Source organism: Prevotella melaninogenica, assembly GCF_018128065.1.
Classification (GTDB): Bacteria; Bacteroidota; Bacteroidia; order Bacteroidales; family Bacteroidaceae; genus Prevotella.
Map to the genome: position 1 here is coordinate 1,548,781 of NZ_CP072360.1, position 25,839 is coordinate 1,574,619.

General features: G+C 41.7%; 17 protein-coding genes. 4 read left to right on the top strand and 13 right to left on the bottom strand.

Annotation, left to right across the window (positions count from 1 at the left end):
• Positions 1–57 precede the first annotated feature (57 nt).
• Positions 58–6,276, top strand: a complete 6,219-nt coding sequence (locus J5A56_RS12160; RefSeq protein ID WP_004352691.1) for a helicase-related protein — start codon at positions 58–60, stop codon at positions 6,274–6,276.
• Between the two features lie 41 nt (positions 6,277–6,317).
• Here the strand turns inward: J5A56_RS12160 and J5A56_RS12165 are convergent, their stop codons facing one another.
• From J5A56_RS12165 to J5A56_RS12225, 13 genes are all read right to left on the bottom strand, one after another.
• On the bottom strand, positions 6,318–7,271 hold the full coding sequence (locus J5A56_RS12165) for an Abi family protein (RefSeq protein ID WP_004352710.1): 954 nt from the start codon (positions 7,269–7,271) through the stop codon (positions 6,318–6,320).
• 375 nt (positions 7,272–7,646) lie between these two features.
• A complete protein-coding gene (locus J5A56_RS12170; RefSeq protein ID WP_004338289.1) occupies positions 7,647–7,955 on the bottom strand; it encodes a helix-turn-helix domain-containing protein in 309 nt (102 codons plus the stop codon).
• Positions 7,943–10,006, bottom strand: a complete 2,064-nt coding sequence (locus tag J5A56_RS12175) for a bifunctional DNA primase/helicase (RefSeq protein WP_004338288.1) — start codon at positions 10,004–10,006, stop codon at positions 7,943–7,945. Before J5A56_RS12175 ends, J5A56_RS12170 begins: the two co-directional genes overlap by 13 nt.
• Positions 10,003–10,401: a hypothetical protein gene (locus J5A56_RS12180; RefSeq protein ID WP_004339692.1), complete on the bottom strand. Its 399-nt coding sequence runs from the start codon at positions 10,399–10,401 to the stop codon at positions 10,003–10,005. The genes J5A56_RS12175 and J5A56_RS12180 overlap by 4 nt, the downstream gene beginning before the upstream one ends.
• A 51-nt stretch (positions 10,402–10,452) precedes the next feature.
• A complete protein-coding gene (locus J5A56_RS12185) occupies positions 10,453–10,869 on the bottom strand; it encodes a hypothetical protein (protein WP_004339693.1) in 417 nt (138 codons plus the stop codon).
• A gap of 740 nt (positions 10,870–11,609) precedes the next feature.
• The gene (locus J5A56_RS12190; protein ID WP_021671723.1) at positions 11,610–13,286 is read right to left on the bottom strand and encodes an ATP-dependent helicase; all 1,677 of its coding nucleotides are present in this window, start codon (positions 13,284–13,286) and stop codon (positions 11,610–11,612) included.
• A complete protein-coding gene (locus J5A56_RS12195) occupies positions 13,271–15,316 on the bottom strand; it encodes an AAA family ATPase (RefSeq protein ID WP_021671724.1) in 2,046 nt (681 codons plus the stop codon). Before J5A56_RS12195 ends, J5A56_RS12190 begins: the two co-directional genes overlap by 16 nt.
• 597 nt (positions 15,317–15,913) lie before the next feature.
• Complete coding sequence (locus J5A56_RS13640) at positions 15,914–16,165, bottom strand: hypothetical protein (RefSeq protein ID WP_249112106.1); 252 nt, start codon at positions 16,163–16,165, stop codon at positions 15,914–15,916.
• Positions 16,155–17,156, bottom strand: a complete 1,002-nt coding sequence (locus J5A56_RS12205) for a hypothetical protein (RefSeq protein ID WP_021671726.1) — start codon at positions 17,154–17,156, stop codon at positions 16,155–16,157. The genes J5A56_RS13640 and J5A56_RS12205 overlap by 11 nt, the downstream gene beginning before the upstream one ends.
• 107 nt (positions 17,157–17,263) lie before the next feature.
• Positions 17,264–18,277 (bottom strand): virulence RhuM family protein, encoded by a 1,014-nt coding sequence (locus tag J5A56_RS12210; protein ID WP_021671727.1) that lies wholly within the window; start codon positions 18,275–18,277, stop codon positions 17,264–17,266.
• A 25-nt stretch (positions 18,278–18,302) separates the two neighbouring features.
• Positions 18,303–20,729, bottom strand: a complete 2,427-nt coding sequence (locus tag J5A56_RS12215) for a DUF262 domain-containing protein (RefSeq protein ID WP_231370809.1) — start codon at positions 20,727–20,729, stop codon at positions 18,303–18,305.
• Positions 20,730–20,785: 56 nt separating this feature from the next.
• Entirely contained in the window at positions 20,786–22,771 is a 1,986-nt protein-coding gene (locus tag J5A56_RS12220; RefSeq protein ID WP_021671729.1) for a DUF262 domain-containing protein, read from the bottom strand.
• A gap of 22 nt (positions 22,772–22,793) precedes the next feature.
• Positions 22,794–22,997, bottom strand: coding sequence for a helix-turn-helix domain-containing protein (locus tag J5A56_RS12225; protein ID WP_021671730.1), 204 nt, complete (start codon positions 22,995–22,997; stop codon positions 22,794–22,796).
• Between the two features lie 355 nt (positions 22,998–23,352).
• Between J5A56_RS12225 and J5A56_RS12230 the strand changes: the two genes are divergently transcribed.
• The 3 genes from J5A56_RS12230 (at position 23,353) to J5A56_RS12240 (ending at position 25,785) form a co-directional block, all read left to right on the top strand.
• On the top strand, positions 23,353–23,664 hold the full coding sequence (locus J5A56_RS12230) for a DUF3853 family protein (protein ID WP_021671731.1): 312 nt from the start codon (positions 23,353–23,355) through the stop codon (positions 23,662–23,664).
• Positions 23,661–24,710, top strand: a complete 1,050-nt coding sequence (locus J5A56_RS12235; RefSeq protein WP_021671732.1) for an AAA family ATPase — start codon at positions 23,661–23,663, stop codon at positions 24,708–24,710. The genes J5A56_RS12230 and J5A56_RS12235 overlap by 4 nt, the downstream gene beginning before the upstream one ends.
• A gap of 184 nt (positions 24,711–24,894) precedes the next feature.
• A complete protein-coding gene (locus J5A56_RS12240; protein WP_036919691.1) occupies positions 24,895–25,785 on the top strand; it encodes a CHC2 zinc finger domain-containing protein in 891 nt (296 codons plus the stop codon).
• Positions 25,786–25,839 lie beyond the last annotated feature (54 nt).

Below are 25,839 nucleotides of genomic sequence, written 5' to 3' on the forward strand. Positions count from 1 at the left end.
AGATAGGAAAAATTATCTTCCGACTAATTTTTCCTCTCCATCTTAAACAGAAAAATTATGGCATACAATAAGAAAGCAGTCTTGGAGGGCAATACGGAAGCCATCCGTGTAATCCTCCGATTAGAAAAAGAACGACGTGAAGCCACCGAAGCCGAGAAAGTCCTGCTCAGAGGTTATCAAGGTTTCGGTGGTCTGAAATGCGTGTTGAACCGTTGTGATAATCCCGATGACCTCCGCTATTGGAGCGCATCGGAGCAAAACCTGTTCGCGCCTACCCAAAGGCTCAAACAGATGATTTACCGTGATGCCGTCGATGCCAGCACCGCCAAACGCTATTGGGAGAGTATCAAGGCAAGCGTACTGACCTCCTTCTATACCGACACCCGTATCGTCTCCGCCATTGCCGAAGCCCTTAGTGCTGCCGACGTGCAAGTAAGAAGGTGCTTAGACCCTTCAGCAGGTATGGGAGCCTTTACCGAAACCTTTGCCAAAAGTGCCGGTATGGTCGATGCGATGGAGAAAGACCTACTGACGGCGCGCATCACACAAGCCCTTCATCCTTACGGCAAGGATAATATCTTTGTTCGGCAAGAACCCTTTGAAGCCATCGGAGAACTGGAAGAAAAGGACAAGTACGACCTGATTACCAGCAACATCCCCTTTGGCGACTTTATGGTTTATGACCGTAGTTATAGCAAGGGAGAGAATATCCTTAAACGGGAATCCACCAGAACCATTCACAATTATTTCTTTGTAAAAGGGCTGGACACTATCAAGGAGGGCGGACTTCTTGCATTTATTACCTCGCAGGGTGTATTGGACAGCCCCAAGAATGAAGCCATCCGCCGTTACCTCTTGCAGAATAGCCGTCTTATCTCCGCCATCCGCCTACCTTCGGGTATGTTCTCCGAGAATGCAGGTACGGATGTGGGCAGCGACCTGATTGTCCTGCAAAAACAATCGGGCAAGGAAATTGGTGAGGGCATCGAACAGCAGTTTGTACAAACCGCCTCTGTTCCCAAAGGCGACGGCTTTTCTATTGCGTTTAACCATAACTCCCTCTTTGAGGGCGAATGGAAGGACATTTCCCACCGCACGATTGCCACAGAGCGCACGATGGGTACAGACCCTTATGGTAAGCCCGCTTGGGAATATACGTTTGACGGCAGTATCGAGGATATGGCTGACAGTCTGTGTACACAACTATCCTTGGAAGTGGAGCAGCGTTTCGACCGCAAGCTCTACGAAACCGGCATACCCATGACCGAGGAGGAATGGCAGGTACACGTGGACAAGATGGTGCAGAAAGTGCAAGGAGGTCTAAAAACAGAACAACCACCTCTGTTACAAGAATCCAAGGATAAGGAGGAAAAGAAAGAGGATAAGGAAGATGAAAAAGAAGAAGAAAATGCTTACAATTTGATGCCCGACAGCACTAAGAAGCAACTTCCCAAACTCTATGCAACAGAAAAGCAACTCATCGGCGACCGCACAGCATACGCTCGCTACTTTTTCCCTATGGGAGCCTATACCGCCTATATGCTGGAATACGACCCCAAGGAACGCATCGGCTTCGGAGCCGTTACGATGGGCTATGGTTGGGAACTTGGGTATATGTCCCTCAAAGAAATGGAGGAAGTCAAGATACACGGATTGGGTATAGAACGGGACTTATACTTCAAACCCACTAAATTGCACGAGATAGCAGAACTGGAAGAGATTGTCAGAGGACAATACACTAAAGAACCCATCATTGAGGAAATCAAGGATGAAAGCCGTCAGGAAGTGCAGAAACCTGTACAGGAAGACAATCAACCACAAGCAATGGTAGAACAAGTCGAGGAGGTTTTGAAAGTCGAAGAAGCTGCGCCAGTTTTACATACAGAGCCTGAAACCGAACCAGCCCCAGAAGGTGTCCCCGTAATTACCCTTCAAAGACAATACGAACAAGAAAGCCGTGAAATTCGCACAGACGTGGAAGCCCCACGCGAGATGAACGGTCAGACGGTATTCTTTGATGAAGACCATCATCCGATTATGGATAGCACCATAGAGACAGAAGCCATGGAACAGTTCTTGTTTGCCCCAGAGGAATATAGTCTTTGGACACAAGATGTAGCCCGTGTAAATAATGAAATCAAAGAGGCTGCTCAACAAAAGAAGGTCAGCGATAACCAACCACTTTCTGCGAGCAGGCAACCCAAGCCGGCAAGAAGCACGCCAAGCAGTTCCCGCAGAAGCAAGAAAACTGCATCTGCTCCCGTCAGAGAGCCCTCGCTCTTTGACTTTATGGAGGAAGCCGAACCTCGCAAGCCACAGCCCATAGCAGAGGTTAAGAAAGAGTTTGATGCTTCACCGCGTCCGTTCCTTTCTTCTCCCGACTCACATTTGCGTGACGGCTCGATAGTCGTACAGAATGGGCAGGTAGGTTTCCTGTCTGACTTGAAACGACATCCTACCTTCAACCCGATGGACTTACCCTTTGCTCAGCTCTCACGGCTGAAAGCATATATTGAGATTAGGGAGAGTTATCACCGACTCTATGATTATGAGGCGAACAACCAAGCGGAGGACAAGGAAGAGCGTGAGAAACTCAATCGGCTTTATGACGGCTATGTAGGTCGTTGGGGGTACTTCAACCAGAAGACAAACACCGATGTCATCAAGATGGATGCCACCGGAGTGGAAATGCTGTTCTTGGAACGCTCCGAGAACGGCAAGTACATCAAGGCGGACATCTTCGACCACCCGACGGCTTTTTCCACCTCCGAACTGTCCATAGCTTCAGACCCGATGGAGGCATTGGGCGCATCACTCAACAAATACGGCACGGTGGAGCTTGACTATATGAGTTCTTTGCTTCCCGATATGGAAGAGAGCGATATGCTTTCTGCTTTGGAAGGACGCATCTTCTACAATCCCGAAGAGGACAGCTATGAGGTAGCCGACAAGTTTATTTCTGGCAATGTGATTGAAAAGGCGGAGCGTATCGAGTCGTGGCTCTTGGATCATCCGGAGCATGAGGAAGCGAAACAGAGTCTGACTGCCCTGCGTGCCGCCACTCCCACGCCCATTCCCTTTGCTGATTTGGATTTCAACCTCGGTGAACGCTGGATACCCGCGAAAGTCTATGGCAAGTTCGCCTCGGAGTTCTTCGAGACGGACATCAGGGTGAGTTATCATTCTAATATGGACGAGTATGCCATTGGCTGCGACCAAAAGAACGGTAATATCTGGCACAAATATGCTGTACAAGGTGAGTTTAGACGCTATGACGGACTCAATTTATTGAAGCACGCACTTCACAATACCATTCCTGACATTAACAAAAGCAAGACCATACTTGATGCGGAGGGTAATGAGAAGACGATTAAGGTTCGTGACGGTCATGCCATACAGATGGCAAATGCCAAGATTGAGGAAATCAGACAAGGCTTTGTAGATTGGCTCGGACGGACACCCGACACGTTCAAGGAGCAGCTCTCTGACCGTTACAACCGCCTTTTTAACTGCTTTGTGCGTCCCAACTTCGACGGTACGCATCAGTCGTTTCCCGACCTCGACCTTAAAAGATTGGGCATACAAGACCTTTATAAGAGTCAGAAAGATGCCGTGTGGATGCTGAAGACCAATGGAGGTGGTATCTGCGACCACGAGGTCGGTGCAGGTAAGACGCTTATCATGTGTACAGCAGCCTACGAGATGAAGCGGTTGGGATTGGCTAACAAACCGATGATTATTGGACTCAAAGCAAATGTATTCGATATTGCCGACACTTTTCGCAAGGCTTATCCCAATGCCAAGATACTCTATCCGGGAAAGAATGACTTCAGCAAGCAGAATCGCCAACGCATCTTCAATGACATCAAGAATAATGATTGGGACTGCATTATCCTCACGCATGAGCAGTTCGGCATGATACCGCAAGCATTGGAGATACAAGAAGCGATTTTGCAGAAAGAAAAAGATTCTGTAGAAGAAAATCTTGAAGTGCTCCGTATGCAGGGAGCGGACATCTCCCGTGCCATGCTCAAAGGCTTAGAAAAACGTAAGCAGACCTTGGAAGCCAAGTTACAGGACATTCAAGACAGCATTGCCGAGCGCAAGGACGATGCCGTGGACTTTAAGATGATGGGTATTGACCACCTTTTTGTAGATGAAAGCCACCAATTCAAGAACCTGATGTTCAATACTCGCCACGACAGAGTGTCGGGCTTGGGCAATCCGGATGGCTCACAGCGTGCGCTCAATATGCTCTTTGCCATTCGCACCATACAGGAGCGGTCAGGCAAGGACTTGGGAGCAACTTTTCTTTCGGGAACTACTATCAGTAATTCGCTAACAGAATTATATTTGCTCTTCAAATACTTGCGCCCGCAAGCCTTGGAGAAGCAGGGCATTAACAGTTTCGACGCATGGGCTGCGGTCTTTGCCAAGAAGTCCACTGACTATGAGTTTTCCATCACCAATGAGATTATTCAGAAGGAACGCTTCAGAACCTTTATTAAAGTGCCTGAACTTGCCTCGTTCTATGCGGAGATTTGCGATTTCCGCACAGCAAAGGATATAGGCATCGATCGTCCCGAAAAAAACGAGATACTCCATAACATTCCGCCGACACCTGAACAGGAGGAGTTTATCGGCAAGTTGATGGAGTTTGCCAAAAACGGTGATGCCACGCTTTTGGGGCGTGCGCCGTTGAGCGAGAGTGAGGAAAAGGCAAAGATGCTGATTGCAACTGATTACGCCCGCAAAATGAGCCTGGATCTACGCATGATAGACGAAAACGGGTACTCGGATCATATTGACAACAAGGCAAGCCATTGTGCAAAGCTACTTAATGACTACTATCAGAAGTATGATGCACAGAAGGGTACGCAGTTTGTGTTCTCTGACTTGGGTACTTACAAGCCCGGCGGAGACTTTAATATCTATTCTGAGGTGAAGCGTAAATTGGTAGAAGATTATCATATCCCGTCTTACGAGATACGCTTTATTCAGGAGTGCAAGAACGAGAAAGCCAAAAAAGCGATGGTAGAAGCGATGAATCGTGGAGACATCCGCATCATTTTCGGTTCTACTTCTATGCTTGGAACGGGTGTCAACGCCCAGCAGCGTGCGGTGGCGGTGCATCAACTTGATACACCCTGGCGACCCTCAGATTTGGAGCAGCGAAATGGTCGGGCAATTCGTAAAGGTAATATGGTTGCCAAAGAATTTGCTGACAACAAGGTCGATGTGATTATCTATGCCGTGGAGCGGTCGTTGGACAGTTATAAGTTCAACCTACTACATAACAAGCAATTGTTTATCAATCAGTTGAAGACCAACACGCTCGGTAGTCGTACCATTGACGAGGGATCGATGGACGAGGATAGCGGTATGAACTTTTCAGAGTATGTTGCCGTGCTATCTGGTAATACGGACTTGTTAGAGAAAGCCAAACTCGACAAGAAGATTGCCACGCTGGAATCAGAGCGTAAGAATTTCCTCCGTGAGCGTGATGCCGCAACGGGCAAGTTGGCGGAGATTGACAGCTCCGTGTCTTTCCATTCAGACAAGATCAAGGAAGCCAAGGCAGACTTGGCGTGCTTTGAGAAGCGTGTGGAGCGTGACAAAGAAGGTAATCCTATCAATAAACTTGTCATTAAAGGTGTGGAGGACAGTACCGACATAAAGGTCATCGCCGCCCGTCTGCATGAGATAGAGGAAAAGGCTCGTACCAAGAGCGAGTACAACAAGATTGGCGAGGTTTACGGCTTTTCCATCATGGTCAAGACGGAGAGCAGTTCAAAGGATCTGTTTGATTGCTCGATAAACCGCTTCTTTGTCAAGGGACAGGAGAGCATCTACTATACTTATAATAACGGTAAGTTAGCGGCAGACCCGAAACTTGCCTGCGAGAACTTCGTAAATGCCTTGGAGCGTATCCCTAAGGTGATAGAGTCGCATGAGAAGGAAATGGCAAAGGTCGTGACCAACAAAGACGTTTACACCAACATTGCCAACAGTTCTTGGAAGAAAGAGGACGAGCTTCGCTCACTCAAAGGTGAGGCAGCAGAACTTGACAGAAAAATTGCACTTACATTGAACGAACCAAATGAAGAAAATGAAAAATCAAACGAAAATGACCAACCCGAGTATTTAAGACAAAATAGTAGTAATAGCCCAAATACTAAAAAGGAAGAGGAGGGGGTAATTTATTCAAGTTCTATGAATAATAGAAACAAACAAGAAGAAAGTAAGGGATATATTGTAAAATCCAGACTGAGATAAATAGCGATGGTGTATCATAATTGATACACCATCGTATTATATTATTTCCACAAAGAGTATTCTCTCCATTTTTCAGGAAAGCCCATATCTTTCAAAACTACCAATTTGGGAGATTTGTCCAATAGGGTGAGCAAACTCTTTCTAAATGAGCTATCAGGACTGATTATTTGCTGCAAATACAAAATTACAGATAAGTAGGCAAACAACTTATTGTCCCTTATCGTTGCAGCTTCTTGCTTTGACAAGAAAGGATAATTCGTTCTATAAGGAAACTTCAAGGCTATTGTAAAGCGGCGATTCCATACACGACTATGATGGGCACAAGTATTGCGTAAAGACGATAAACCGTGCATCCAATTCTTCAAAATATCGACATTGTATAGTCCCAAATCTCTGCAGATTGTTTTACTAGAAGGATTATTCTTGTCCAAAGCAAAAAACAACTTACTCAATGTTCCCATAGAAACAACCTCTAAGGTCATCCACGCTGGCGGAAAAGCAGGTTCGCTATACTTTTGATAATAATGAGCTATAAATTCCTCATTACTTCGCTTGACCTCTTTCATTAAATCCCCTACAACAGGTTTATCATCTATAATCTCGTTGCGTGTCAATGCGATAAACTTATCGTGCTGAAAGTATAACTTATGATTGAGAAACCAAAAGGCGTCATTTTCATCAACGGAATAAGTTAAGGCGATTCTTGTTCTTAATGCCACCTCGATTTTTTCAATGGCATTGAAGATTAAAGAGCGTAAACGCCTATCAAAACAATAAAGGTCTATCACATCTTGAAAAGAAATGTCCTTTCTCAGAAATTCGTGATTAGCACCTTCCCCGTTATTTTGAAAAGGGTATGTGTATGCTCGTAATCTATAATAACTTATATTATAAAGATATTGGGACGCAAGTTTTTCGTCTCCAATATTAAGTCCTCGATCGCATAACTTTTTAACCTGCTCAGATGTGTCTATGGGCTTCTTTTCGTACCTCATAACCGTATATAAACTCGAAGACCTCCCCGGGTGCGCTGTTCTGATGAGAAGCGTGGGAGGTCATATTGACTGCAAAGTTACTACTTTTTTTTGAATGCGCAAGGAAAATGCCGAAAAAATCATTGCAAGCGATGAATTTTCCATTAAAAGTAGCATCAAATGTAGAAATTACAAATATTTTTTGTCTGCAACCCTATCTTTATCGGTTCAATAGTTTCAAACAATATATGGTAAATTCCTTATCAAAGAAATAAGCGAGTACTGTTATCTTTGTGAGCGGTAAATCCGCAACTAACTTTTTACTTGTAAAGGTAATTATTTTGTTGTGTAAACACTTGCATTTACACAACAAAAATAATCTAATCAGGAAATCAATTACCAGCCATCTCGCTTCCGTACCATTTCATCTATCTCTTCCCGAAGGAAAAGCAATCGACCGTTAGCCTTGAGAAAGGGGATTTTCCCTGCCCAAACCCAGTTATAGATGGTCTTCTGCTCCACTTTGAGTATCTTGGAAACGTCGATGATGTCCAAGTATTCGGGTTTCAATGGAGGGTGAATGGTCGTATCGACAGATTGCTCTTGCAAAAACAGCAGATGGTCAAGTTTACTCTCAACAGTCATCAGCTTGTCAAACAAGCGTTTCTGCCATGTATCTTCGGTTCTTTGGTCTATGTATGACATAATTCTCCTTTTTGATAGTTACCACTTGTGTCTTGCGACAAGATACGCTGCTCTTTCATATAGGCAATGTACTTCTTTGCCGTTCGATCCTTGATTTCCATTTCACGCATCAACACATCGCACAACTCTTGATATGATAGCTTTAGTTTGGCACGGAATGCAGACTTTACAACAGCCAACAGTTCATCGGTCTTGCGTTTTTCCTTATCCTCTTTCGACTTTTCTCCACGATAAACGTGCATATCGGCTTCCTTGTCCCATCCAAAAAGCATTATCGGCACATCTAGCGGGCTTCCATCACGCACTTTCAATGCCTTGACGACCGAGTATTCGGGATTGTCATCTTTCTCGATGGAGAGAATGCCCGCAGCCTTGCGTTGCAGTTCAGACCCTATATGTCCTCTGAGTTTGATGCCGTTGGGTACAAAATGGAGTACGCAAATGATACAAGTATTGTAAATTCCTGCCAATCGATAGAGTTCGTCCACGATGGCTATACTCTCTGTTTCGTCGTTGGCGGAGCGTATCAGGTCTGCTATACCGTCAATGACCACAAGATGAATTCCACTGTGTTTGTGATGAAACAAGTCCATACTCTCACGAATGATTTTCAGTCTGTCCTTGCGTGATAGCGATGCTAGATAGAGGGAATGATAAAACTCTGGCACGGACTTGATACCAGCCCTGCGAAGTGTCTTCTCCAAGTTCTTATAGAGTTGTGCCTCCGATTGCTCTGTATCGTAGTGAAGTACAGCCAATCCTTTGGGGTTGGCAGTTACTTCCAATCCCAAGGTTTGCTCTGCCTTTAATCGTTCTCTCCCAAGAGTGCCAGCAAGGATGGCGGCAATGTAGTTGCTTTTGCCTGTTCCTTCTCCACCTGTGATACAAAACAGATTGTCCTGCGTTCCAAGCGGAACACCATTTACTGCCACCACCGACTTTGAAGCGTCTGGCGGATTATCGTAGTCTATCTCACAAGATTGCAATATCATCATCGTCTGTGCATACATATTGGTGAACATATCATTAAGAAGCACTTTCAAGTCCTTTGCTTCATTGCCCAAGGCAAAGAAGTCCGATATATCCTTCTCCGACTTACCCCCTTGCAATGGTAAGGTTAGACTCAATACCTTGTATTGAGCAAATGCATCTGTCTGCCGTTTAGCTTCCCTTACACCTGTCTCGTCCGTATCGTACAATATAATAATGTGTTGAAAGCGAAGCTGCAATCCTTCGATGATATTCTCAGGAATCTGTGCCGTCTCACTGTTGAAACAGATGGCGTTGAAACCATGAGCCGAAAGTGAAAGCACGTCTTTCTCCCCACCTGTGATGAAAACAACATCCCCTTTGCTGGGCAGCTGCTGGAAGCCAAAGACATAGTCGTTCACTTTCTCACCCCCATAAAGAAAGCGCAGCTTACTCTTAGGGCGATAGACTTTTACAAACTTCCCCATGCTATATCCAAACATAGGCTCATCATGTGTAGAACCAAGAGTAAACGGCTTTCCCTGATTGGAGACAGACTCATAGCGAGCAAGCGACTTTACATGAAAACGTTGCAGAGTCTTAGCATCAATGCCGTATTGCTCCCAATAGTCTAGTTCTTTGACATTGAAAGATTGCTCAATTAGCTTGTACCATTTTTTACCTTCCATCTTCTTGAGCTGGTTAGGTGGTTGTACTAAGGGTGGTTTGCAAGGCTTCATCATCATTGTGTGGGGATTACTATGTTCTTTCCTTTCAATGCAAATATTCAGCTGCAAGTCCCGATTTATGGTTTCAAGCACCTTAACAAAGTCTTTCCTCACGTCCAGTCCGAGCATTGTGGCTGCAAACCAAAAGCAGTCGCCGGAGTAGGCATCGTTGCCAAAGTCCTTCATTCGGTAGCAGCCGGACTTGTTGTCGAGATAGATATTGCACGATGCACGCCTGTCGTCATACATAGGATTTCGGAAATTGCGCTTTGGCACAAAGTCGATAGGCATATAGAAGCAGAACACATCCAGTCCTTTGTTGGTTCGGCTCAGTATTTCTTCTTTGATGTTCATAGCTCCTCAAATAAAGTTTGACCATCACCCATATATCCTTTAAGGACACCATCCTTGTAGGCGTTGAGCCGTTGTAGGGCTTCCACTCGTCTGAAACCCTTGAAGGAGGCACGTCCGCTCTTGATGGCGACGTAAAGTCCCTTGAACGGATAGGCAACGTGGTTGCATGATATATACCTGAACGGGATTGCGTTGGTGTCCCTCCATCGGGCAAGGGATGCCCGCGAAATGCCCAAGAGTCTGATGACGTCGGAGGAACTGAGTTCCATCTTATCCTCCAAAACGGAATAATCGCGTCTCATTTCCACGATAAAGCCGGCTATCCGCTCCATGTCGTTCCTTAGTGAGCGTAACTCTGCAATTACCGTCTTTTGTAAATTGTCTTCTTCTGTCATATGCCACTTCTCTTTTCAGTTTAGGATTGAATAGTTGCTCTCCGTGGATTATCATCCGTCTGGAAATTCAGAGTCCTTCCCCAATTGGTGCAATAACTGCATAAGATGCTGCTTAAATCTTCTACTGTCCAGCTTGCACAGCCGATTGAGAATGACGATGAGATCTTCCTGCTCCATTGTGGAGAAGCGAAGGCTTTTATGGGGCGTGGTTGCTATCATGGACTCAATCATACCCTTGGGGAGATGTATCAAGAGCACGTCCATATCGAAGGCTGCCGCACATCTTGCATAAGTGTTGATACGAAGGTCGGTCTGCATCTTGCAGTGTTTCATAAAGTTGGAATATTCCATATTGGCATAGCCTGCCCTTAGCTTGCAGTTTTTGCTGGCGGAGAGCATGATTTCAAGTGTCGGAAGTACAACGTAGAATTTTGCATTACTTCCGGAGTTTTGTTTCTTTGTATTCATATGTATCCGTCTTTTTGTTAGAAATAATGCTGCAAAGTTCTTAACAAATAGGGCTTTAGAAAGAATATTAAATTGCCAATATTGGCATTATATTGCCATTTTGCATTTTTAACATTATGCGTTATTTGTTGCCGTGTTGCCCAATACGTAGGCGAAAATATTGAGCCTGCCATATCAATCACACCTTTGGGACTGTCAGTGCATGGTGCAAGGTCTATCTATATATATAGACTTGCACCATGCACTGAAAATTGTAGCCAAAAGATTTCTAAAACATTTTCCCACAATAATTTGGAGGATGTTCTACTTTTTTGTACTTTTGAACCCAAGAAATGCAAGTGCGCATTTCGGGTAGCAGTATCTGCGTGTACTCTCAAAATACTCTGTTGTGGCTACAATATGGCTACAATTAAAAAGGATAAAAAAATAAAAGACTATGATACAAGGAGTTGCAGCGAAATGGTCATTTTCCTCTCTCTCCGCAAACAAGGGTGTAAATCAGCAAGTTATGCGATTTGCACCCTTTATTACACCCAAGAATTTAAGAGCAATAAAAAAACTGCACCCAAGCAATAATCTTGGGTATGACTTTTGGTATAGGAGAGTTCGTTCACTTCTATAACGATGAAACGACCTCATCACTTGCTAGCTCAGCAGAACGGCATTGTGGTGACTGCCTATAGTGGAAGTAACTAGAGCGAGGTGCAACTTTAAGCCAATAAGTCAAATCTGTCCCGAACCTAATTGGCTATTATTTTTTTTTGGGGGGGGAGTATGTTTATTGGCATGCCTTCCAGTTGGATACGTTTTTCTGCACTCAATGTCGGTACACAGATAAACAAGCGATTTATTGCACGACTGGCAGCCACATAATATACCCGATGTGAGTTGTTGTCATTTAGGTTTGGTGACAACAGGAACTCTAAGTCTTTTTCCTCTTTCAGAACAACAAACACGTTATCATACTCCTCTCCTTTTGACTTATGGATGGTTTTATGCTTGTTATTTGAATCACAATACTTCACTCCAAGGGCAGCATCTGCGTACGTGTGGTTCTGGTAGAAATCCCTGATTGCCGTGCCTTTAATCTTGGTTATTTCGACATGTAAATCATTTACCAGAAAATTGTAGAAATCCATCAGACTTCCGTCTTTGTAGTCTTTATAGCCATCCAGCAAGTATCTTAGAAGCACGATGGTTTGAATCCTATCGCGATCGATGATATCTAACTGATGCCAAGCATTTCGCAAGTCATTCATTCTTGTATATTCCACGGCCTTTATCAACGCCTTTATCACCATCTGACGCTCTGCATTGCTATCAAAATCCATCTCTAATATATTCTCTACCTCTCGCACCCCGTTCTTTTTACGCATGGAATTGGCAAGTATGTTTTGAAAGGCAAGCGATTGTATTTCGTCAGTTCCACTCTTTTCTATACACTGTTGGTAACAGTTAAGCATATCACCGACAAGCAATTCTGGCATCATTCCTTCTGATCCATTCAGCCAGTCTTGCGAAAAATCAGTTCTGACAATATTCAGCAAGTCTATTATCTGCTTCGTGCTACGCCTATTCCCTCGTATTTCATACTCCTGCATTTCTGGAACAGTAAAGCTGTCAAATTGCTGCACTGTAGCACCTAGAAAATCATAGATTGATTGTGCTTTATCGCCAACCACTCCCACAATTACCCCCTCATTGCCTAACTTGGCTAGTAAGTCAATCACAAAAGGTATTGTATCTTGAAATTCATCCACGAAAATATATGGGTATCTAGCCTTTATCAATGTGTATATGTTGGGGTATCTCGAAAGCAGAATCTGAGAAAAATACAAAATGTCATCAAAAGACATATACCCTCTACTCCATAGCCATCTTTTGAACCCCATATAGCAGTCATTGCCAACGAACCACTTGCCGAACTTTATTGGGAACCTTGGTTTATAATCGTTGTATGCAAGGTTTGAATAATGCCACGTGGCATTATTCAAACCTTGCAGATAGCTTCTGACATTCACCCATGACTTATTAATAAGCTTCAATACTGATATAGCTATTCCTTCTGACTTAAAATTAGAGTCATCTATAACCACAAGTTTGCTCAACTCCAACCCAAATTCTTTAGCTACCAGATGAATATAGGGCTTTACTATATTGGCATACAAGAAACTATGGATTGTACATACCTCAACCACGTCATTCCCCATATTCAAACGTGAAGTAATCGTATCGATACCCACGTTGGTATAAGTGATACAAGCCACCTTCCTCACCACATCAAGTTTGTGGCTATTTGACACCACATTCTTGATATGATTTATCAGCCAATGTGTCTTTCCGGCACCAGGCCCAGCAGTCACCTTAAATGGTTCGTCTATAGGTATAGTTTGTTCTGATTTTATGATAGTAGCCATTTTAATGCATCAATAATATATTGGGGAACATGAAACTCTTTTCTTTCTGCTTCTGGTTTCTCTAGGTTATCCATAAGTGTCACGTTTAGTTCCAGCGCATTACTGCCTTTTGAAACGGAGTTCAAATAACGCGATGCAAGTAAGGCTTTTCTCTTTTCTTCATCCTCCCACCCCGATTGGTCTATTGATGACTTTATACGTGTATTAGCCTCACTGTTTCGCATTTTATCCATCATCTTGTTCACATCCAGTTCTGTCATCATTGCTTTTATCTCGTCCCGATTGGACACAGAGTCAGTCAATAACAGTTCACAATTGGGATTCTCACGCATTAGGTCATACTCCAGCGTTTTTCCATACGTTACATCTTGCCTGTAGAACCTAATGTTAGGATGGACTACATATTGATCTACTTCTGTATCAGCATGATGCTTATAGTCGTAGTTGTCTGTATCTATATTGTACTCATATGGGTAACAAACTTCATAATTTCTGTCATCTCCTTTCTTTTTTCGACAGGGGTCAATATCAGTCAAGCAGACAATCTTCTTGTTGATGGTATATGGATTTTTCGTATCAAATAACTTTAAAAAGTGGTTGAAATAGCGACCTCCCATATTCACCACTAGCACATGCTCATCTGTAAGGTTCTTATTCAAATACCTGGCAAAGACTGGGAGCAGCAACTCCTCTGCAATGCCCTCGACAAAAATCAATCTGTTGGCAAAGAACATATCCGCTTTAGTTGCATCCAAAAATCTCTGAACATATTGCTTGGATACCATATCATTAGAGCTCTCTTCTTTATATATGGCACGTGGATAGCCAACATTGATCTGTCCCAACGCAGGTGAGGTTAAGCAAATTAAGTCATCCAGTTTTACCGCAGAGGCAATTTGGGTAGAATGTGAGGTCATGAATATCTGACGTACATGCCCATTCCAATTATTGTCCTGCAGAAACTTTAGGAACTTGTACTGCATGGCTGGATGCAAATGTGCTTCACATTCCTCTACAGCAAGGAATGAGAGTACCTTGGCATTGCGTTTCATGTAGGCAATGTTTCCGTCTGCCTGCATCTTTGCAAGCAAAAGCGACATATATATAAGATTGTTATACCCTAGCCCATTATATGTAGCAGGCACTTCTATACCAACAGCGTATCTGATAAACATTCTCAATACAGAGAACATCTCATTCTCTGTCACCGTTCCATCAAAATCTGGTTCGGCTCCATTAAATGTTGCGCCTGTATCAAGTGCGTACTTCAGAAATACGTTTTTCCCATCCTGTAACCTATTTTGTAAAGTTTGCATCAATGGCCTAGACTGTTGGACAAAATCATCTCTTAAGGCTTTTAATTGTTCCTTTATCTCATCCTCTGTCTTTGTGACATCATTCTTAACTGAGTAATCAATAAAGAAATTCAGTACATCCCTAAGGAGCGGATTATAACCTGCGTATAGGTCATGACTGACATCGCGAATAGCATCAAGGAACTGGAAGTCAATCTGCCCCAACGTCTCATTGATGTTGATACCAGCAGCCTGATTACCTCCCGAGCGACTACTTTTATAGAGTCTGATGTAGTCTTGCTCTATAATCTTCCATATTTCTTTGGCTGTAATTGCGTTAGCAACATCTGCCTTATAGTTTTGCTCTTGGCTATCATCCAGTTTAAACTCGTATCTTAATTCAGCCTCTTCGCTTAATGCTGGGTCTGTCATCATATTGGCAAACAGCGCCATATCTGCAGAATATAAGTTTTCATCTGCACTTCTACGTAAGACAAGAGTTATTTTGATCCGTGGTGACTGCCGTTGAAGCTCTGCCACATCTGTCTCATAAAATAAGTCACTGGTACCTATTCTATGACCATTACTATAGCCAAGCACTAACCCCATTGCACGGAGCAGGTTACTTTTACCGGTGTTATTATGACCTATTATAACATTCACTCCTTCATGAAAAGGTATTAAAGCTTCCTTAAAGCTTCGGAAGTTTAATATATTAATCTCCTTGATATACATACTATATTTCGTCTATACTATCATCTAAAAATAGGTGTTCTGGTTTCAATACTATGCGATGTACCGCCTATGCTACTACTCATATAAAAAGATGTTTAACATGGCTACCTTCTGTCTCAGAGATAGTAGAACTTTGATATTCTAATGTAATGTGGGCAGACTTCAATAAGTCGTTTTCACCCTTTATTGCAAAAAAACTATTGTAGTTTTACTTCGTCGTATTCACTTCCTACGTAATCAAAGAAGGACGAGAGCAGATATAAAGTTATCCAGAGGAAGTCCAATAGAAAATATATAGAAACACCTCTGTATATTGATTTCACAATGAATGACGATATTTCCCATATTGTTTTCCATACATCTATATAGCTTGCTGAAATTATTTTTTCAACGAACTGGCATATTTCATGAAATGGTATGCTAAGTAGTGATGCAGAAAGAAGTAAAATACAGAGTAAGGCCAACACTATAATATAAAATGAAAGTGTGGTTGCCTTTTATAATAGTTTTTTAATCTTACTCCTATCGGCATTAGTTGGGCATTTACATCCTTTTTATAGGGACTAAAGTCTATCTTCTGGAACTTATCAATTAACATTAAATAAATGAGAAGAATAGACCAGCAAAAAGTGATAGAGCCGACACAACATATCCTGCAAAATCCTTACCAAAGCCATCTACTGTTGTAATTGAAACCACAACTGAAATCATTAGTATCCCCCATTGGATTTTGGTAAAATAATATCGTGGCTTGTTCTTTTCTATGTTTGACGTTGTGCTATTAACTTCTGCATATTGAAAAAGATGTGCATCACTGACTAAACTTTTTAACGCTTCTCTAAAACTCATAAATATCTTGGTTTATATTTCGTTCAGCTTTAATTTCTTTTAAAAGTTTATGGCAATATTCCTGTATGGCTTTGAAATCAGGAAGTCCTGTTTGCTCGTCTGAAGTAATTCCTTCATCCGAAAGATAAATGGTAGGTCTTATACTTTGAATATCCTTTGAGATATCATAATTAGCATTTCTCCCCTGCTCGTCAGCGGTATAGATTCGACCTTTACCTTCACCGAGGGTCTGTTGGTCAAGTGTCATTTTTGAAACTTCTTGCATAATTTCTCTTGTTCCTTCTGAATTTATAGGCAGTTTTTGGTTGACAGGTCTTATACGAACTTCAACTTCAAATTCTTGTGCTGCCTCTGTCACTTTTTTGCGAAGACTTTCTGACAGTGGCAAAGGCGATGTAAAACTGAACATTCGTATAGCTGCAGATTTTTCATATTTTTCTTTGAGCCGTTTTGGAACAAATGGTTCCACATCTACCTTAAAGTAATTATCACATCCTCCCAATAATTCTCTTATGAATTCATTTATAGGACCTTGAATACTTTCTTCTGTATAGGATTGTGTTAGCAACACTGCATACTTGTCATTTAAGATAGGGTTCAAAAGTATGTAATACTTATCCAAGACTGCATAATTCGGTTTAATTTCAGTTTTACCTTCTTTTTTCTCTGTGTCTTGATACTCTCTTAATATACCATACTTACCTCCTTCAATAACACCATCTATCATCCAAGTATCTGAATATAGAGTCATTGGCAGCATATTACCATCGTCTATGCCAATGACTTTTTTACTTTTGTCATCTTTATGAAATTCGTCTTGTCCCACACCATTAATGAAAGAGGTAAAAAGATATTTCATTAGAGCCTTATCAGACATATCTGAGTTCTTCGCATATTTTTCTTTCAAAAAATCTCTAAAGGTTTTATTTTCATCTTGTTTTTTAGGCTTAAGACTAATTATGTAAACATTGAGTTTGGGGTTATGTGCCATATTTATTTTCAATTACTTCTCGTCAGAGCACGTGTTTAATGTTTTAAAATCAAAAACTTCATTATCAAGAAAAAGCTACATCATAATAGTTTTCAAATGAAAGAATATTATTCTTTTAGAAGAGGATTCTGTCCTCCTTTGGGAAGTCGCTTTACCATTTTGTCGAAGTCGCTTTCAAGTTGAGCCATTTCTCTTTGTCGGTATATATTGAATTCTCGCTCGGCTTTTTCTATTGCTTCTTGATGCGATACACTTCCTTTGCCTTCCAACAGTTTGCGTTGCAGGGCTATGATTTGGTTGTCAAGAGCTGAAATCCAGTCTGCCATACGCATGGGACGTTCTTCAAGGGCTTGGAACTCGGCAAAGTCTAAAAATTGCGACACAAATAGGTTGAGCCGTTGCAGTTCTTTTTCGGTGAGGTAATTCTTAGCTATCTTTACATCATCCTTAGTAATATAGTTGCCTTTGAAATTGGTCATGCCAACGAGAGGTTTTTCACTATCCACACGGTCGTAGATAATTTCTGCAGCCGTGTGTTCGTGTACGGCATAGTGGAGTTTATTCTGCACAGTAGCGAAGAATGTGCGGGTGAGATCAGTGCGCGGGTCATAATCCACAGACGTGGCGTAGATGTCTGTTACCTGCTGATAAAAGTTGCGCTCCGAAGCCCGAATATCCCGAATGCGCTGCAGTAATTCTCTGAAATAGCGGTTGCCACCTTGTTTGAGTCGGTCATCATCCATTGTAAAGCCTTTTTGGATATACTCGTGTAGTCTTTCAGTAGCCCAACGACGGAAGCGAGTTGCTATCTGAGATTGCACACGATAACCAAGAGCGATAATCATATCAAGATTATAGTGGTCAATATTGCGCTGGACATTGCGACTTCCTTCTTGCCGAACTAACAAGTATTTCTTGTGAGTTGACTCATCTGTCAATTCATTGTTAGCATAGATGTTCTTGATATGTAGGGCTATATTCTGTTGCGTAGTATCGTAAATCTCTGCTAACTGCCCTTGAGTGATCCACACATCCTCGTCTGCAAAGCGCACGTTTATCTTTACCAAGCCGTTATCGTCTTGGTAGATGATGAGATGATTATCATTCTTTCCTTTTGTCATTACTACTTTATATAGAGCCTTTTTTCTACTCCGTGACAACTTCAAATATATCTTCTATTGTCGCAGATAAATCTTTAACTGTCTTCTTTTTCTTAAAGTGAACCAAAGATGGAATCTGTACCCATCTTTCATCGCCATCAATGAAACTGCAATCCTCCAACAATCCAAACAGTTCTTTTGCGTATTTCTTTGCTCTGCATTCAAACTGTATTTTCAGTTCATGGTACTGACAGAATCCTATCCATAATATACAATGCGCTCTATCTTGTTTGAGCCAGATTTCATTGCCGAAACTATCACCATACTGTTTGTACATATCGAGTTGATTTAGATCGTGATAATCAAAGCCATAATTATTAGCTATAGTATTTGCTATTTTCGCTCTTTCTGTATCAAGTGCCACTTTTGCATATTGCTTTCTTGGGACTGCAAACATGATATGACCTTCATACCAATATATTCTAAGTACAGCCTTTCCACTTGCTTCTTCAGTAGCAATCCAGTCATATAGTTTGATATCGTGACGAATCCTGTTCACAGCCATATTGCAGTACTCAATCTCCACATCTGATGTACCAGGCCAGGATGTAAAATTTTCAGCATTATCTATGTATTCAGAAAGTCCTTTCTTAACGGTTTCAACATTATCACTCTCCAGAACATTTGTTAGCATTTTCCTTACACTATTGTTCGATGCTAAAATATTCTTTAAGTACTTATTGGTTTCAGCTCGTTCTGTTATAAAGCGATTTCTTATGTCATCCCATGTAACAAACTGACTTGCAATAGCACGAATCAGTAAATGGTCTTGACGATATGCTGGTGAAATTCCAGATTCATCAAACATATCTTTTGCAAGAGACAAACTATGTTGGTAATCTGACAAAGACATACCTTCTTTATAGAAGAACATTACCATACCTCTAAAGTATGGGTGTTTTTCTGCATCTTCAAAGATAGGGAGCCATTCGTCATTTTCTGCTATACGGGAAGCTTTCAACACCTCTTCAAGTAAAGCTCTATTTTCCCTCTCGTCAGTATTGTCTTCTTTCCACAGGGATAGGGCATAGTAGAATGAATCTCCATCAGACAATCTTTTGGCTATGCTGTGAATAATAGCTGAGAATTTCCTAATTAATGATGAAACAGGAGTAAGGCTGTCAATATTTGTGTTCTCGACAACATTCCATACAATTCGCATCCACTGTTTGAAAGCTTCAGTATCAAATGACTTAAATGCTTCAATAAACTCAATGACAGCACCAAACGTAATAAGTTTAATGTGGGTCATCTTGGTATTAATATTGCTATAGAAATCATCACCTTCCAATGATGGCTTTTCCCATGTAGGAACCAGCATTTCGTATATAGCCTTTTTGGAATCTTTGAAATCATACTGATAGAAAGTATCAAGCACTTTATCTAATGTCAACACATATTCTGGATGATTTGTTAGAATCGACTTAAATTCTTGGAATCCAAGATATTCGTTAGCCTCGGTTCGACTCTCTGCATCTGTATAAATCTTCCTCAATGTGGAATCCTGTCGTATATCCCTGTCATTGACAATATCTTTTGTAGAGATAATGTATTTGCATGCAAAGAATCGTGAGAAGAAGCTCATATAAGAAGCATCAAAGTTCTCAAATCCTTTCCTCCAGAATATGTCAATCCATTTAGCGTCCAGTTTGACCGAGAAATTGAAATGGAACTCAACCTGCTCTTCACTGTCTTTACAGTAAAGAGGGACCTGTTCCTTGAATGGTGGATAATCAATTCCGCCAATATAATTTGTCAAGTCAGCCTTAAAATTCTCAAATGGACTTAGTTGTAAACCACGGGCATTCATCTTAATATACAACTCCTCAGACAGATTGAAGAAGCCCAAAGACTTCACATAGAACTGGATATTTGCCAATTTTGTGTAAAGAGCTTTATTGTCTTGATTGATATAGCGTTCATGTATAGCATCGAGCATAGTCAGCATAGCAGTTATAGTGCTATCTCTATCAAATGACTTGAAATACCATTTTGCTTGTCTGATCACTTTCGATGGTGTCTGGCCAGACAAATCAATACGATAGGAGGCAAGCTTATGGCAAAATACCGTTGAAGTAGAACGTGTTTCATAGACAAAGCGATGCAGTGCATCACGTATTACCTTATTTTCCTCCTCGTCTTCTGTCAGTTCACAATTGGTTATATACCAATAAACGAGGAACAAGGTGGTCATTCGCTGCTGACCATCCAGTAGTTCCATCACATATTCGTCATTAGATGGGCGAACAATGCCATAGATGAAATTGAAGTCAAATATCTCATCTGTCTTAAAATTCTCAAACATTTCATTCAATAAGGTGTTGCGAATATAAGTACATATTCCGTCCAGTCTTCCTTGTGCATAAGGGCGTTGTATCTTGGGAATGATAATTTGACTGACTTTAACCTTCATATCTTTGTTAAGGTCAAGCTCTTTCCTATATATATCTATAAATGTATATCTCTCATTCATTGATCGTTCTCCTCATTGCTTATATAGTTTATAATAACATCATAAACATATCTGTGATACGCATTCATATCTTCTTCTGTCCAAAGAGAATGATTGGTTCCCTTTTGGTCAAAGAACTTTGCAAAGATGTATTGTGTAGCAATAGGAACAAATACACCTTGTTTGATACGCTCTATGATAATATGGCGTTTGGTACAGAAAAGACTATTTCCATACATTCTGTTGGTAGTTGCATCAAGAAGGGTTAAGTTTCCGATGGAGTTTTTAATTTCTTCATCAGCTTCAACCTCCTTGGCATTCTTCTTCAATATGTCAATAACTATATCATAACCTTTTTCTTCCAGATTTTGCTGAATCTGCTTACGCTCTTCTTGGGACAGTTCTTCAGAGCGGTATTCCATTGCAGTCTTGATCCACTCAATCTTGTCTTCCTCCCTTTTTAGTGCATTAGTATGGAAAGAGTCAATATGTTCAATATCCCAGTTCTGCGCACTGAGTACGTCAAATGGGAACTTATATACATCTGAGTCAGATTCGAGCTTTTGGTTTTGCTCATTCAGAAGGTGAATATTCAAAGTCAACAGTAGTTTGTAGATGTTGTCATGCTCCTTATAAGTATTAAGGATAAGCTTCTTGTCTTTGTCTACCTTGATACCGCGAAGATGGTAAGATATGCGCTTTTTCAAATAACGTTCAAAGTCAGCTCTACTTGACAGTTCGGGCATGTAGTCGAAATGGAGGACCAATCGACACAAATCTTCACCACACTGGCTTAACAAGCCAATGAAATTGTAGGTGGATGGGGAAGAGAACCAGTCATCGAGTGTGCGGAACAGTTCCATGACCTCGTTCCATGCTTCTGCAACTTCAAGTTGCAAGTCCTCACCAATCTTCCCCTCAAATCGATTATAGTAGAAACGGAAGATCTCACTCTGTCTGGTGTCCATCAACTTCTCGTCAACAACCTTCAAAATGTTGTCCCATTCCTCTTCTGGCACTTCTTTCAATACATTCTTCTTGTATATCAAATTAAAGAGGAAGTCTATTCGGTTAGGCAGATCAAAGCCTTTCTTTTGAAGGAAGTACCAGAAATTGTTGGCATGGAGTGTATTCTCTATAAACTCCCATTCCAGAGCCAGTTCAGACTGTTTGATATACTTGTCGCCAGCGGTAAAATTCTTTTTTAACAGGAACAAGCCTTTGATAAGTTCAGCATCAGTTAACCTAATCTTGCCTGTATTTATCTTTTGGAACTCCTTAATGTTATTCTTTTCCTTGCTCTCAGCTATTTCATACCATAACACTTGTACAGAACCTCCTTTAGTGTCGCTCATTCCATTGAGCAACTTAAAGAAAGAGGTTCGAATATTGTCAAGACTTCCTCCCAATTGATAGCGGATATTGATTGCCTTTCCGTCCGTCTTTATCCACTCAGAAATATACTTGAAAGCATTTGCCATGTGGAAAAAATCTACGTTTTCCTTGAAATCATCTTCGCTACTATCCTTAATTGTTCTCATGGACATGCTTTCAAGGAATTTAGCAGAACCGTCACGAGTAGCATAGCAAATATGATACAATTCCTTACCGTCCTCTTCTTCTTTCAGCGTTTCTGCATCCCATCCCTTCTGATCCATAAGGTATTTGTACAGAAGGTATATGGTGGTTAATCGCTGTTGCCCATCGATGATCTCCCAGACTCCACGTTCTTTGATGTCGTCGTTGTATTTATCCTTAAAAATGAATTTCAACTTTTCTTTGTCAGTAATTGAACGTGCAATAATTGGCTGAAGACAATAGAACTGGTCTTGCTTCTTTTCTTTCCCTTCATTTGCAAAGTCATTTGTGAAACATAGAAGGTCTCGGAGTAAATCTCCAACTTGCTTCACAGTCCAACGATAACCTCTTTGATAGGAAGGGATATAGAAGTATCTTCCATCAAGGAGCTCGCCTATTGCATATTGATATATAGAGTTGTCCATATTGTTTATTTAGCTTGTTTGACTATATCACTAACTCTTTAGGAGATACACCGAGCAAATCTGCTACCTTGAAGATGGTGACAAGATTAGGTTGCTTGCGATTACAAACGTAGGCGTTGGTGATGCTGAAACTCATACCCAACTCTTTGGCAAGCCACGTTTGGGTGATACCTCGCTTCTTCAAATGTTCCTTGATAAGGTTGCTATGCTCTTTTTTCTGTCCCATCGGATGATAGTTTATCTTGATATTGACTACAAAGTTATGAACTTATAATGAATAAAACGCAGAAAAACGGAACTTTCTCTCACTAAAAATAGTTTTTCCAGTGAGAGGAAGCCATAAGGAATCTCTTAAACAATCAATGATGATTGAAATATAAAATGAGTTTGCCCGAAATAGTCCACTATTTGAATGTATATTAAGCGTTTTGACAGTCTTTGATTTCCTTGCATCTCCCTATACTTCCCGCTATATCCCTGCCTCTTGGAATAACACCAAAAGCCCTCTACTTTTGCATCGTCAGACCTGACCAAAAGCCCTATGCGCAAGGGCAAGTTATTCATTTCAAAACAATTGAATTATGACGATAAACGAATTACTGGACAAGCCTGTTTGGCAGATGACTGGTGAAGAATTACTTTTCCTTGCACAACATGGTAATATTTCCACGAGCAGGGAATCAACAAAGGTTTCCTCCTCCAAAGAAGAAAAGCGATATGTGTATGGATTGGCTGGCATAGCACGTCTTTTCGGATGCAGCTTGCCCACAGCCAACCGTATCAAGCAGAGTGGTAAAATCAATCGTGCCATTACACAAGTGGGGCGTAAGATTATTGTTGATGCCGACCTTGCGCTGGAATTGGCAGGGCGAAAGATAGGAGGACGAGGATGAACACGACAGATTATGAAAACATTTGGAAAGCATCGCTCATTCACGTTACGGACGAGTTCTCGCTTCCGCCTGTTGTGCTGCAAGCAGGTGAAGCCATTATTGGCACACTGGGTAATTTCAGTGTGTCAACAGGCAAGGCGAAAGCAAAAAAGACTTTCAATGTGAGTGCCATCGTTGCAGCAGCCCTTGTCAATGGACAGGTGCTGGAATATCAAGCATCATTTCCTGAAAGTAAACGCACGATACTTTACTTTGACACGGAACAAAGTCCTTACCATTGTCAACTTGTAATGCAACGCATTTTGAAATTGGCAAAACTGCCGATAGACAAGGAACCACAGAATTTGAAGTTCAGTCATCTTAGAGCCATTGCTGACCCTAATGAACGCAGAGAAATCATCCGTTATGCCATCTACAGCACACCCAATGTGGGTTTGGTGGTCATTGACGGCATCCGTGATTTGATGCTCGATATCAACAATTCAACCGAGGCAACCAAGTTAGTGGGTGACCTGATGCAATGGACGAGCGAGCAGAATATCCACATCCAAACCGTGCTTCACCTCAACAAGGGGGATGACAACGCACGAGGACATATTGGGACGGAACTCAACAACAAGGCTGAAACAGTTCTTCAAATCACAAAGGACAACACTATGCCTGAACGCAGTATTGTTGCACCTTCCATCATTCGTTCCAAACCTTTTGAAAAGTTTGCCTTTCGGCTCAAGGAAATGGAAGATGAGGTGTGCGTTCCTGAAATCGACCAGACCTACACAGACAATGATCACAAACCCCATCGCTTCTCCTATCAAGAGTTAAGCGATAATGAACATCGGAACGCTTTGAATCAAGTGTTCTCTTCAAGTGAAGTCTTGCCCTATGGTGAACTAATTGTAGTTCTTAAAGAGGTTTATGCGGAGATTGTGGGACAATCCTACGGACAAACAAAGCTCAAGGAGCTTTTGCAATTCTTGCTCAACAAAGGCATAGTGGTTAAGGAAGAACGAGGAAAATATCGGCTCAACCATAATTCTTTACAATAAAACCTTTGGTCGGTCGGACACAGGCTATATATACCTGAACTAATCCGACCAAAGAGAAACAAACTTGGTCGGACGTGAAGGTGTGCCTATAGTGCACGACTGTCCGACCAATCCTAAGCCCTTCAGCCTCCAAAAGAAAAAAGCTGAGAGACTTATTCATTTCAAACATCAATACAAAATCACAATGGAAATACAAAATATCAAGCAAATCTCTATCACAGATTATTTGCAGCAACAGGGTTATTCACCTGCACGAGTACAAGGAATTCACTTTTGGTACTGCTCCCCACTACGCAACGAAAGTACACCATCCTTCAAAGTCAATACAGAGCGCAACCAGTGGTACGACTTCGGCTCAGGCGAACATGGCGACATCATCGACCTTGTATGCGCTTTACATCGTTGCACTATCAGCGAAGCCATCAGGCTTTTGAGTGGTGCTAAACAAGTAGCGCATCAAGAATTTTCTTTTGGTGGTGAAAGAAAAATCTCCGAGCGCAAATTGGAAATCCTATCTGCGCAACCGCTCTCCAATCCCTATTTGTTCCGCTATCTCGCAGCACGTGCTATTCCTCTTCCCGTAGCCAGCGCCTACTGCTCGGAAGTTCTATTCCAAAACATGAAACGGACATACTATGCCATTGGATTTGCAAACGATGCTTTGGGATGGGAAATCCGCAATATGTACTTCAAAGGATGCATCGCCCCAAAGGCTGTTACAACGATTAAAAGAGGAACCGACCGCCTACAAATCTTTGAGGGATTTATGGATTTTCTTTCGTGGCAAACGCTAAATCCTTCTTCAACCTCCGATGCCATAGTTCTTAATTCTTTGGCTCTTTTGCCACGCATACAAGAGAAGATAAAAAGCTACAAGCAAGTAGAAGGTTTTCTGGATAATGACGATGCCGGGCGTAAATCTTTTGCCGTTTTGAAGCAAATATGTCCGCAAATCGTTGATGGTTCTACACGCTACCTAGAGCACAAAGACCTTAACGAATGGCTCGTAACTCAATCCCAACTCAAATGCAAACAGCCGTTATCACCGACCACGAAGCGTGGTATCAGAAGATAGTATGTATCTGGGAAGCAAGTTTGTGTTTTGAGTATCTCAAAACCTACTTGCTCC